The 12,060-nt window shown below is 50.8% G+C and carries 10 protein-coding genes; 9 read left to right on the plus strand and 1 reads right to left on the minus strand.

The genetic code is table 11. The features are described 5' to 3' along the window. Nucleotides 1-48 precede the first annotated feature (48 nt). Entirely contained in the window at nt 49-474 is a 426-nt protein-coding gene (locus CKW00_RS03370) for a DUF1934 domain-containing protein (RefSeq protein WP_095821385.1), read from the plus strand. Continuing rightward, nucleotides 471-2,138, plus strand: coding sequence for an arginine--tRNA ligase (gene argS, locus CKW00_RS03375; protein WP_095821386.1), 1,668 nt, complete (start codon nt 471-473; stop codon nt 2,136-2,138). The genes CKW00_RS03370 and argS overlap by 4 nt, the downstream gene beginning before the upstream one ends. Before the next feature lie 100 nt (nt 2,139-2,238). Here argS and cls read toward each other — a convergent pair whose 3' ends face one another. Then, nucleotides 2,239-3,414 carry a cardiolipin synthase gene (cls, locus tag CKW00_RS03380; RefSeq protein WP_158221267.1) on the minus strand — a complete coding sequence of 392 codons (1,176 nt, stop codon included), beginning with the start codon at nt 3,412-3,414 and terminating at the stop codon, nt 2,239-2,241. Between the two features lie 190 nt (nt 3,415-3,604). On the opposite strand from cls, the gene CKW00_RS03385 reads away from it, so the two are divergent. The 7 genes from CKW00_RS03385 to CKW00_RS03415 all read left to right on the plus strand — a co-directional run bounded on the left by CKW00_RS03385 (nt 3,605) and on the right by CKW00_RS03415 (nt 12,044). Further along, a complete protein-coding gene (locus tag CKW00_RS03385) occupies nt 3,605-5,728 on the plus strand; it encodes a heterodisulfide reductase-related iron-sulfur binding cluster (RefSeq protein ID WP_095821388.1) in 2,124 nt (707 codons plus the stop codon). Between the two features lie 285 nt (nt 5,729-6,013). Continuing rightward, on the plus strand, nt 6,014-7,201 hold the full coding sequence (locus CKW00_RS03390) for an acetyl-CoA C-acetyltransferase (protein WP_095821389.1): 1,188 nt from the start codon (nt 6,014-6,016) through the stop codon (nt 7,199-7,201). Between the two features lie 2 nt (nt 7,202-7,203). Then, nucleotides 7,204-8,049: a 3-hydroxybutyryl-CoA dehydrogenase gene (locus CKW00_RS03395; RefSeq protein ID WP_095821390.1), complete on the plus strand. Its 846-nt coding sequence runs from the start codon at nt 7,204-7,206 to the stop codon at nt 8,047-8,049. Between the two features lie 11 nt (nt 8,050-8,060). Next, nucleotides 8,061-9,197: an acyl-CoA dehydrogenase gene (locus CKW00_RS03400; protein WP_095821391.1), complete on the plus strand. Its 1,137-nt coding sequence runs from the start codon at nt 8,061-8,063 to the stop codon at nt 9,195-9,197. A 32-nt stretch (nt 9,198-9,229) separates the two neighbouring features. Then, entirely contained in the window at nt 9,230-10,369 is a 1,140-nt protein-coding gene (locus tag CKW00_RS03405; RefSeq protein ID WP_095821392.1) for an acyl-CoA dehydrogenase, read from the plus strand. Nucleotides 10,370-10,489: 120 nt separating this feature from the next. Then, a complete protein-coding gene (gene meaB, locus CKW00_RS03410; RefSeq protein ID WP_095821393.1) occupies nt 10,490-11,440 on the plus strand; it encodes a methylmalonyl Co-A mutase-associated GTPase MeaB in 951 nt (316 codons plus the stop codon). Further along, nucleotides 11,427-12,044 (plus strand): TetR/AcrR family transcriptional regulator, encoded by a 618-nt coding sequence (locus CKW00_RS03415; protein WP_095821394.1) that lies wholly within the window; start codon nt 11,427-11,429, stop codon nt 12,042-12,044. The genes meaB and CKW00_RS03415 overlap by 14 nt, the downstream gene beginning before the upstream one ends. The last annotated feature ends 16 nt before the right edge of the window (nt 12,045-12,060 follow it).

A 12,060-nucleotide genomic window follows, 5' to 3' on the forward strand; every position in this document is an offset into this window, starting at 1 on the left:
TTATAATGGATTAGTTATAAACGGGACGAAAAAAGGAGCGATTACAGCATGACAAACGTAGCTGTTACGTTAGAAACGCACATCCGGGACGGTTCGGACTCCGAGCAGATGTCTCTGTCAGAAAAGGGGCGCTTTTTCAGAAAAGGGAATATGGACGTAGTGACTTTCAGGGAACATCCGGAAGGAAGAGAGCCGGTGGATACGATGGTGACTATCAAACCGGGTCATGTAAGCATTAAACGCTCCGGAGGCGTGGAAATGCGCCAGCTGTTCGAGGTCAACACGGAAACCGAGAACACGTACGTACATGAATACGGGAAACTTTTCATGAGCACCTGGACGGAACAGCTGGATTACCGTCCCCCGGGCGACTCAGGAAACGGTGAGCTGTTCATTGTCTATAAGATGACGGTCAATGAAGATGTCACACAGGATCACCAGCTGAAATTAACGCTTAAGGAGGAAACGGAATGAACATTGCAGAAAAGACGGAGGCAAAGATCAAAGAAGAGATCGTCCGCGCCGTGGAAGCAGCGGGGCTTGCTTCTTCCGAAGAAATCCCGGAAGTGGTACTCGAGCAGCCGAAAGATAAGCAGCACGGGGATTATGCCACGAATATGGCTATGCAAATGGCGAGGATCGCAAAAATGAATCCGAGAGAAATCGCAGGGGACATCGTAGAGGCGTTCGATAAGTCGAAAGCTTCGATAGAGGAGATGGAAATCGCCGGCCCCGGGTTCATCAACTTCCGTATGAACAATACGTATCTCGCAGAACTCGTTCCCTCTATCCTCGAAGAAAAAGAAAGCTACGGTAAAAGCGGAGAAGCCCGCGGAGAGCGTATTCAGGTGGAGTTCGTATCTGCGAATCCGACAGGAACGCTGCACCTGGGGCACGCCCGTGGCGCAGCCATCGGGGACGCACTTTGTAATATTCTTGAAGCGGCCGGGTACGACGTGGAGAGGGAATACTACATCAATGATGCAGGGAATCAGATTTCAAAACTCGCAGAATCTGTAGAAGCCCGCTACATGCAGGCGCTCGGAGAAGAATACGCGATGCCTGAAGACGGTTATCACGGAGCGGACATCATTGAGCTCGGGAAGCAGCTTGCCGCAGAGGAAGGTGCAAGGTGGGCGGAGGTCTCAGGGGAAGAGAGACACCGTCACTTCCGTGAATCTGGCCTCCGGTATGCACTCTCCCGTATAGAGAAGGACCTGGGTGATTTCCGCGTCACTTTCGACGAGTGGTTCTCCGAGACGTCCCTGTACGAAGAGAACAAAATCGAAGCGGCTGTCGAAGAACTGAGAGCTCGGGATCTCGTGTATGAGCAGGAAGGAGCGACGTGGTTCAGAACTACGGAGTACGGAGACGACAAAGACCGTGTCCTCGTAAAAAACGACGGCACTTATACGTATCTGGCTCCGGACATTGCTTATCACAAAAACAAGCTGGACCGCGGTTTTGATACCCTTATCAACATTTGGGGCGCCGACCATCACGGGTATATTCCGCGGATGAGAGCGGCCGTTCAGGCGCTTGGCTATGCCAAAGAGACGCTTGAGGTCGAAATCATCCAGATGGTCAACCTGTTTGAAAACGGGGAAAAAGTGAAGATGAGCAAACGTACCGGCAAGGCCGTTACGCTTCGCGAACTGATGGATGAAGTCGGAGTGGACGCCATGCGCTATTTCTTCGCAATGCGTTCGAGTGATTCACACCTCGACTTCGACATGGACCTGGCCCGTTCCGAATCCAACGAAAACCCGGTCTATTATATACAGTATGCACACGCACGTATCGCAACGATGCTGAAACAATCCGAGGAGAAGAATCTCCGCTCCGATGAGTTCGACGGCACGCTGCTCACTTCGGAGAAAGAAATCGATCTTCTGAAGCGTCTCGGGGAATTTCCGCAGATCGTGAATGACGCTGCAGTGAACCGGACGCCACACCGCGTCACTCAGTACGCGTTCGATCTTGCATCGAACCTCCACAGTTTCTATAATGCGGAAAAAGTTCTGGATGCCGGGCATCCTGTACGTACGGCTTCCCGCATCAAACTGATGGAAGCTGTAAAGCAGACGCTCAGGAACGCTCTTTCTCTCGTCGGCGTCGAAGCTCCCGAGAAAATGTAGGCGCAAACGTCCCGGGATGAATGATAATATATAAAGAAAGAGTGATGTTCTTCGATTTATAGAAGAACATCACTCTTTTTTGTTTTTTACAGAAAGAAGGTCACAGCATCCATCGGAACGGTTTGACGAGCTGTGTTTTCACTTTCGTACCGAGAGAAGGGTTGGCAGCCTGTTCTTTATCATATACGAGAGAGTTTTCCGTATCTTTGAAGTACTCGGAACGCAGATGCCGGACGAAACTTTCGTCGAAGATGGAGATGGTCACTTCCTTATTCAGAAACATACTCCGCTTATCGAAATTCGCCGTACCGATATCGGCGGCTTCCTCGTCCACAAGAACGAGCTTGGCGTGATAGAAGCCTGCGTTGTAGTGGTAGACGTTTGCTCCGTGAAGGACAAGATTCTGAAGAGACGGGAAACCGGCCTCTTTCACGAAAGCGTGATCGCGTTTCAGCGGAAGCAGAATATGAACGTCCACCCCGCGCTCGAGCGCTTTCAGCAGTTCCCGGTGAATCCTTCTGGTCGGAATGAAGTAGGGACTGCCGATGAGAATTTCTCTCCGGGCCCGCCTGATCATCGTAAGGAAAGTATTTTCGACTCCGATTCCGTCGAATGCTACAAGCTGGAAGGGGTGTTTTCCTCCTTCCCGGTAAGCGACGGAAGGAAGAGCGTCCCCGGTATTGTACGTCCAGTCACTCGCGATGATCCGATGCAGATCGCGGACAATCGAACCTGTCAGCCGCAAATGATAGTCACGCCAGTCGATGAACTGGGAACTTTTTCCGATGTACTCCCGGCCGACGTTGAAACCGCCCACGTAGCCGATCACTCCGTCGATGACCACCATTTTCCGGTGGTTCCGCCGGTTGAAAGTATAGAAGAAAAAAGGGAACTTCGGCGTCTCTGCGAAGGCTACGTCCACGCCCGCTTTCTTCAGAGCACGGTATTCCCGGCGCAGCGGCGCGCTTACGAGCCGGTCAACGAGAAGGTTGACCCTTACCCCTTCTTCCGCTTTCATTTTGAGAAGTGTCATAAACTTACGGCTGATGATATCCCGTCGTACGAGATAATAGTATACGTCAATCTGATCCTGGGCCTGGGAGATCTCGTCGAACAGATCCTCAAAAAGCGGGGTGCCGTTTTTGTAGAAGCGGTAGTTCCCTCTCGTCTGTTCGAACGCAAGCGTACGGTTATGTTTGCGCTGACTTCTCCTGCCGAGAATCAGATCGAGCACGATCCATAGTAAAAGTGAAATGATAATTTTAATAGTGCGCACTTCTCCACCTCCAAAAATCCATACCCCGATTGTAACTGAAATTATAGATATATACACGTATCTCCATTCACAGATACAGGAAGAAAAAAAGCGAAACATGTTGACTGAATGCTCATTCAGTTTTATAGTAGAGTTAACTGGAACATGAAAGGGGTTTCAATACAGAAAATAGGAAAGAGGGGGAAAAAGGATGGATCCTTTACTGCTGGTGAACTGGTTGTTTTTTCTCGGAATAACGATTTATGCGCTTTATCTTTTCGCACGTATCGTTCAGACGAGAATTGCTTATATCCGTATGGGGAAGAAGTTTGAATTCGACGGAAAGATCAAACGTCGCCTTCAAAAGATAGGTATTTACGTTTTCGGTCAGAAAAAATTGCTCAAAGATAAGAAATCAGGAGCAATTCACGTCATGATGTTTTATGGATTTATACTTGTACAGTTCGGAGCGATTGATTTTATTTGGAAGGGGCTGGCGCCTGATTCACATCTGCCGCTGGGTCCGTTGTATCCTGCCTTTACGTTTTTCCAGGAACTCGTAACACTTACTATCATCGTTGCCGTCGTCTGGGCTTTCTACCGTCGTTACATAGAGAAGCTCGCCCGCCTGAAGCGCGGCTGGAAAGCCGGTCTCGTACTTATTTTCATCGGAACACTGATGGTGACGGTGCTGGCCGGGAACGGTATGAACATTATCTGGCACGGACATGAAGCAAGCGTCTGGGAACCGGTAGCCAGTGCTATCGCGCTCGGATTCGGATGGCTCCCGGAAACAGCGGCAGCCGCAGTATTTTTCGTTATGTGGTGGATTCACCTGATTACGCTGCTCAGCTTTCTCGTATATGTACCTCAGTCGAAACACGCTCACCTTATTGCAGCTCCGGTCAACGTCTTCCTCAGTCGTGAGGATGCTCCAGGAAAGCTGAAACCGATCAATTTCGACATCGATGATGAAACGGATGAGGAAGATGTGTCCTTCGGTGTCGGAAAAGTGGAAGAATTCGACCAGCTGCAGATGATCGACCTGTATGCATGTGTGGAATGCGGACGCTGTACGAACGTCTGTCCCGCTTCCGTATCCGGGAAAATGCTGTCTCCGATGGATCTTCTCGTTAAGATCCGTGACCACCTGACCGAAAAAGGGGCAGCGGTCACAGGACGCGAAGCGTGGGTGCCTTCCTACGCATTTTCCGGAACCGAAGGAAATATGCTCGCGTCGATGGCCCGCAATGAACAGAACGATGCGGTCGACCGCGTGAACGAAACGAACCTGATCGGGGATGTCATCACGGAAGAAGAGCTTTGGGCATGTACGACGTGCCGGAACTGTGAAGACGCCTGTCCGGTCATGAACGAGCACGTCGATAAAATCATCGACCTGCGCCGCTATCTCGTAATGACCGAAGGGAAAATGGATCCGGATGGTCAACGTGCTCTTATGAATATCGAGCGTCAGGGGAACCCGTGGGGACTTTCCAAGAAAGAACGCGAAAACTGGCGTGACCTTGATGAAGAAGCATACATCCCGACGGTGAAGGAACTGAAGAAAGAAGGCGAAGAATTCGAGTATCTGTTCTGGGTAAGCTCTATGGGATCATATGATAACCGCAGTCAGAAAATCGCGATGGATTTCGCTAAACTTATGAACAAAGCGGGCATCAAATTCGCTATTCTCGGAAACAAGGAACAGAACTCCGGAGATACGGCCCGCCGCATGGGGAACGAATTCCTGTTCCAGGAACTTGCGGAGAAGAACATCAAGGAATTTGAGAAACACGACGTGAAGAAGATCGTCACGATCGATCCTCACGCCTACAACATTTTCAAAAACGAATATCCGGACTTCGGTTTCGAAGCGGAAGTGTATCACCACACGGAACTGCTGGCCGAGTGGCTTGAAGAAGGACGCCTGAAACCGGAAGCACCGGTCAATGAGAGAATTACGTACCACGACAGCTGTTATCTCGGTCGCTACAACGAAGTGTACGAACCGCCTCGTGAAGTGCTTGAAATGATTCCGGGTGTAGAAGTTGTGGAAATGCAGCGTAATCGTTCCAACGGCATGTGCTGTGGAGCGGGCGGCGGAATGATGTGGATGGAGGAGAAGACCGGAAACCGCGTCAACGAAGCCCGTACCGAACAGGCACTTGAAGTGGAACCGACTATGATCTCCAGTGGCTGTCCATTCTGCCTGACTATGCTCTCCGACGGTACGAAAGCGAAAGAAGTCGAAGAAACAGTCAGCACGATGGACATCGCAGAAATACTCGCAAAATCCATCTTTGAAAAAGATAAAGCGGGGGCTTCCGCTTAGAAACACCGGAATAAGCAGGCCGGCCGTCCGGAAGAGATGTTCCTTCCGGTGGTCCGGAGGGCTTATAACGTGAGTTTCTGGAAGCCTGTGAGCTGGCATGAAAAGATAAAGCGGGGGCTTCCGCTTAGAAACACCGAAGCGGAAAATACCCGATCTGTAAAATAAAAATCAAAAAATTGTGGAAAGTGTACAGAAAGTTTTGTACACTTTCCTTATGAGAGGAAATTGAGCGAGCGTTCAATAGGATTATTTGAAAGCGTTACCACTATGGAGGAGGAATTATTAATGGTAAAAACAGTGATTGTTGATGGAGCACGTACCGCGTTCGGGAAACTCGGAGGAAGTCTCTCTTCTTTATCTGCTTCGGATCTTGGCGGAAAAGTCATTGCGGAAGCTATGCAGCGCGCCGGAGTAGAAGGTAAGGATATAGGAGAGGTCATTATGGGTAGTGTGCTTCAGGGTGGTCAGGGACAGCTGCCTTCACGCCAGGCGGCACGGAACGCGAATATTCCGTGGCATGTGAAGACGGAAACCGTCAACAAAGTTTGTGCTTCCGGTATGCGCAGTGTAACGATGGGCGATCAGTTCATCCGTCTCGGAGAAGAGGAAATCATCGTCGCTGGCGGCATGGAAAGCATGAGCAGTGCTCCGTACTTCCTTCCGAAAGCGAGGTTCGGCTATCGCATGGGCGATGGTGCCGTAAAAGATATGATGACCCACGACGGTCTTACCTGCTCTTTCGAGGGCATCCACATGGGAAGCTACGGTAACCGTACGGCTAATAAGCATGATATTTCCAGAGAAGCCCAGGATGAATGGGCGGCGCGCAGCCACGAACTTGCCGGCAAAGCGATCGAATCCGGCGTGATGAAAGAAGAGATTGTGCCGGTTGAAGTACCGCAGCGAAAAGGTGATCCGATCAGTGTCGATACCGATGAAGCACCGAGACTGGATACGACAGCGGAGAAACTTAAGAAACTGAAACCTGCTTTCGACTCTGATGGCAGTATTACGGCAGGTAACGCACCTGGTGTGAATGATGGAGCGTGTGCAATGGTACTGATGAGTGATGAGAAAGCGAAGCAGCAGAACATTAAGCCGCTTGCCACAATCATCGCCCACGATGAAATTGCAGTGGAAGCTCAGGATTTCCCTGAAACACCGGGACTAGTCATTAACAAAATTCTCGAAAAAACAGGCAAAAAGATGGAAGATATCGATCTGTTCGAAGTGAACGAAGCATTTGCGGTCGTGTCACTGGCCGGCGGTAAGATTGCAGGACTTGATACGGATAAAGTGAACGTCAACGGCGGTGCCGTGGCGCTCGGTCACCCGATCGGTGCAAGTGGTGCCAGAATCATCCTTACACTTGCCTACGAACTTCGTCGTCGCGGCGGCGGTACCGGAATCGCTGCTATCTGCTCCGGCGGAGGCCAGGGTGATGCGGTTATGATCGAAGTGGAGGGAGCTTAATCATGAAGAACATTTTCGTTATAGGTGCCGGTCAGATGGGCGCCGGAATTGCACAGGTATTTGCTTCGCACAATTTCTCCGTAAAGTTGTTTGATGTAAACGAAGAAGCGTTGAAAAAAGGGATCGAAGGAATTTATAAGCGTCTCGACCGTGCTGTCGAGAAAGAACGTATGACAAAGGAAGGGGCGGAGCAGGCGAAAGCTCACCTCGAGACCGCTTCCAGTATGGAAGACGCTGCGCATTGTGACTTTGCAATCGAAGCCGTAGTAGAGCGGATGGATGTGAAGGAGAAAGTGTTCCGTCAGCTCGATGACATTATGCCGGACCACGCCATTCTTGCGACGAACACCTCGTCTCTTCCGATCACGGACGTGGCGGCGGTAACGAACCGTCCGTCACAGGTTATAGGTATGCACTTTATGAACCCTGTACCGGTGATGAAACTGGTGGAGATCATCCGGGCGATCCAGACGAGTGATGAGACGTATGAGCGCGTAGAGAAACTGGCAGAACAGCTGGCGAAAACACCCGTGGAAGTGAACGACTACCCGGGCTTCGTTTCCAACCGGGTACTTATGCCGATGATCAACGAAGCTGTTTTCACCGTGTACGAAGGCGTGGCGTCGAAAGAGGATGTGGACACCGTTATGAAGCTCGGCATGAACCATCCGATGGGGCCGCTCCAGCTGGCGGATTTCATAGGCCTTGATACATGTCTGTCCATTATGGAAATACTTTACGACGGATTCGGCGATTCGAAATATCGTCCATGTCCGTTGCTCAAGAAATATGTAGCAGCCGGCTGGCTCGGGAAGAAATCCGGTCGCGGTTTTTACGTTTATGAATAGGAGAGAACCGAATGTTATTAACTGATGAACAGCAGATGATGAAGAAAATGGTCCGGGACTTCGCTGAGAACGAAGTCGCCCCGGCCATCGAACGTATGGAAGCGGAAGACCGTTTTCCGATAGAAGTAGTCAAAAAGATGGGAGAACTCGGGCTGATGGGTATACCGATCCCTGAAGAATACGGGGGCTCCGAGATGGACTTCACCTCGTATATTATCGCCATCAATGAACTGTCGAAAGTGAGCGCGACAGTCGGAGTGATTTTGTCCGTTCATACTTCAGTGGGCACGAACCCAATTCTTTACTTCGGAACGGAAGAGCAGAAGAAGAAATACATTCCGAAACTGGCAAGCGGCGAGTATCTGGGAGCTTTTGCCCTCACAGAACCGGGAGCCGGGTCTGACGCTGCCAGTCTGAAGACGAAAGCGGTCAAAGACGGGGATTCCTATATCCTGAACGGCTCTAAAGCGTACATCACTAACGCCGAGGCGGCAGATACGTTCATCGTATTCGCCCGTACCAACCCGGAAGAATCGAGAAGTAAAGGTATCAGCGCTTTTATTGTGGAGAAAGACACTCCCGGTTTCACAGTCGGCAAAGTGGAAAGAAAGATGGGACTGCACGGATCAAGCACGTGTGCCATCAACTTCGAGCAGTGCCGGGTGCCGAAAGAGAACCTGCTCGGGGAAGAAGGAAAAGGGTTCGACGTTGCGATGGCCAACCTTAATACCGGAAGAATCGGAATCGCTGCTCAGGCGCTCGGCATCGCTCAGGCTTCTCTTGAGCATGCGGTAGGTTACGCGAAAGAACGGGAACAGTTCGGCAAACCGATTGCCAAACACCAGGGTCTCTCTTTCAAACTTTCGGACATGGCTACGGATGTGGAAGCGGCCAAATTGCTGGTGTACGAAGCGGCCCGTCTGCAGCAGGCACAGCAGCCATGCGGCAAAGAAGTGTCGATGGCAAAACTTTATGCTTCCCGTGCTGCGGTTAACACGAGTATCGAAGCTGTGCAGGTATACGGCGGCTACGGCTATACAGAAGACTACCCGGTAGAGCGGTTTTTCCGTGATGCCAAAGTTTGTGAAATTTATGAAGGTACAAGTGAGATTCAGCGGATGGTCATTGGAACGCACTTGATGAAATAATAAGCAGTCGAACCGAAGAAAGGGGAACAGGTATGAACTTTCAATTGACAGAAGAACAGCAGATGCTCAAAAAAATGGTGCGTGACTTCGCGGAAAACGAAGTGGAGCCGACAGCAGCGGAACGGGATGAAGAGGAAAGGTTTGACCGCAATATTTTCGACCAGATGTCCGAACTAGGTCTTACCGGCATTCCGTGGCCGGAGGAGTACGGCGGAATCGGGTCCGATTTCGTAAGCTATGCGATTGCGGTGGAAGAACTCTCCCGCGTCTGTGCCTCGACCGGTGTGACGCTTTCTGCCCACATCTCCCTTGCCAGCTGGCCGATCTATACGTTCGGGAACAAGGAACAGAAAGAGAACTTCCTGACACGCCTTGCAACAGGAGAAGCTCTTGGAGCCTATGCACTGTCCGAGCCGGGCGCAGGAAGTGACGTCTCCTCCATGCGTACCCAGGCGAAAAAAGACGGAGACGATTATATCCTGAACGGGAATAAAGTGTGGATCACAAATGGCGGCGTAGCGGATATTTATCTCGTTTTCGCCAAAACGGATCAGGATGCCGGGCATAAAGGCATTAGTGCGTTCATCGTGGAGAAAGGAACGGACGGTTTCACATTCGGTAAAAAAGAGAAGAAACTCGGCATCCGCTCTTCCCCGACGACGGAACTTATTTTCGAAAACTGCCGCATACCGAAAGAGAACCTCCTCGGAGAAGAAGGGGAAGGATTCAAGATCGCTATGCAGACTCTTGATGGAGGACGGAACGGTATTGCTGCCCAAGCTGTAGGGATAGCGCAGGGCGCCCTCGATAAATCCATCGGCTATGCCAAAGAGCGGGAACAGTTCGGTAAACCGATCGCCAAACATCAGGGTCTCTCCTTCAAACTCGCAGACATGGCGACAGACGTGGAAGCAGCCCGTCTGCTTACGTACCAGGCAGCTTTTCTCGAGTCGGAAGGAAAGCCGTACGCAAAAGCTTCCGCCATGGCGAAACTTTTCGCCGGCGATGCCGCAATGGAAATAACGACAGAAGCCGTCCAGGTCTACGGCGGGTACGGGTATACAAAAGATTATCCGGTAGAGCGCTACATGCGTGATGCGAAAATCACTCAGATCTATGAAGGTACGAATGAAATCCAGCGTCTCGTCATCGGACGTATGGTCACCAGCTGATAGCGTAAGTTGTGCGCTCCCGTTCTGCGGGGGCGACTGCTTTCGTTCAGTAAAAGGTCTTTCGGTACCGTAAACCGATCATAATAAGTAAAAGTACCGGAATACAGAAAGGACGATTCGATGCATTCGCTGGCTGAAAGAATTCATAACGGAGATCGTCGGGCACTCGCAAGAGCCATTACACTGGCAGAACGGGAAGACGAAGAAAAACTCACGCTGATGAGTGATATATTCTCCATTAAAAAACAGGCTCACTATATCGGTATTACAGGGTCTCCCGGCGCCGGTAAAAGCACGCTCATCAACGAGCTCCTCCATCTTCTCCGGGAACAGCATCTCAGTGTGGCGGTCATTGCCATCGATCCGACGAGTCCGTTCAGCGGAGGCTCGATCTTAGGGGACCGGACGAGGATGCACCAGCACTTCGTCGACCCGGGCATCTTCATCCGCAGTATGGCCACCAGAGGAAGTCTCGGCGGACTTGCCAGGGCGACGAAAGATGCGATCCGTATGTGTGATGCTGCGGGTTTTGACATCGTACTGGTGGAAACGGTCGGCGTCGGGCAGTCGGAACTTGACGTGATGAAAGTGGTGGACACGACCGGACTTGTACTTACGCCGAACAGCGGAGATATTCTTCAGATTTTCAAAGCCGGTATTATGGAAATCGCCGATCTGTTCGTTATCAACAAGGCGGATCTGCCGGACGTTGAGAAACTGAAACTTACACTCGAAGACTACATGATGATCGCCGATCCGAAAGGGTGGCAGCCGCCGATCGTCAAAACGGTGTCCACGAAAAAGCAGGGCATTTTGAAAATGTGGGAGAAAATGAAGAAACACCGCATTTACCTCGAAGAAACGGCTTCCGGTCAGGAGAAAAAGCGGATGCAGCGGGAAATGGAAGTGTACGAGCTCATCCGTGAAGAAATATGGCGGGACGTCAGACGCTGGATCGAATCCGGCAGCCGCAGCAGAAAACTCGAGCGTGAGGAATATGATCCTTACGCACTTGCGAAACAGTGGTTCGGTGAATGGAAGCAGGAGGGGAAAGCCGATGGAAGGAAGTAAACAGGTTCCATCTTCCATTAAGAACAGAGCTCTCGTGGAGAAGAGGCGCCAGGAAATGATCCGCGGTGCCGTCTCTCTTTTCCGTGATAAGGGGTTCCATAAAACGACGACGCGGGAAATCGCGAAAGCGAGCGGTTTCAGTATCGGTACGCTTTACGAATATATTAGAACGAAAGAAGATGTACTGTTTCTCGTATGTGATTCCATCTACGAGCAGGTGAATGAACGTATGAAAGAAGTAGTGGATACTTCCGTACCGGACGGCGCTCCTCTTGAAGAAGCGGTCCGCTCCTATTTTCGTCTGATGGATGATCTGCAGGAGGAAGTGATCGTTCTTTACCAGGAAGTGAAGGCACTGCCGAAAGAGGCGAAAGATTACATCCTGGAGAAGGAACAGGAAATGGTGGCTATGCTTGAGGAATTACTGGCGTGCAGCCTTCCGGAAGCATCCCGCGGAAAAATATCGGTCATTGCCAACAACGTATTCGTCGAAGGTCAGATGTGGGGGTTCCGCAGATGGATTCTTCAGAGGTCCTTCACACTGGAAGAGTATATCGATCACCAGGTCAGTCTTTTGCTTGAAGGAGTTGCAACTTACAGATAGCTATAAAGGAGGAAAT

The sequence above is a fragment of the Salimicrobium humidisoli genome (assembly GCF_002295105.1).
Lineage (GTDB): Bacteria > Bacillota > Bacilli > Bacillales > Halobacillaceae > Salimicrobium > Salimicrobium humidisoli.

Coding starts and splice junctions, on each gene's coding strand:
- meaB (WP_095821393.1), top strand. CDS start 10,490: ATGCATTCGCTGGCTGAAAGAATTCATAACGGAGATCGTCGGGCACTC.
- CKW00_RS03390 (WP_095821389.1), top strand. CDS start 6,014: ATGGTAAAAACAGTGATTGTTGATGGAGCACGTACCGCGTTCGGGAAA.
- CKW00_RS03395 (WP_095821390.1), top strand. CDS start 7,204: ATGAAGAACATTTTCGTTATAGGTGCCGGTCAGATGGGCGCCGGAATT.
- CKW00_RS03370 (WP_095821385.1), top strand. CDS start 49: ATGACAAACGTAGCTGTTACGTTAGAAACGCACATCCGGGACGGTTCG.
- CKW00_RS03385 (WP_095821388.1), top strand. CDS start 3,605: ATGGATCCTTTACTGCTGGTGAACTGGTTGTTTTTTCTCGGAATAACG.
- argS (WP_095821386.1), top strand. CDS start 471: ATGAACATTGCAGAAAAGACGGAGGCAAAGATCAAAGAAGAGATCGTC.
- CKW00_RS03415 (WP_095821394.1), top strand. CDS start 11,427: ATGGAAGGAAGTAAACAGGTTCCATCTTCCATTAAGAACAGAGCTCTC.
- CKW00_RS03400 (WP_095821391.1), top strand. CDS start 8,061: ATGTTATTAACTGATGAACAGCAGATGATGAAGAAAATGGTCCGGGAC.
- CKW00_RS03405 (WP_095821392.1), top strand. CDS start 9,230: ATGAACTTTCAATTGACAGAAGAACAGCAGATGCTCAAAAAAATGGTG.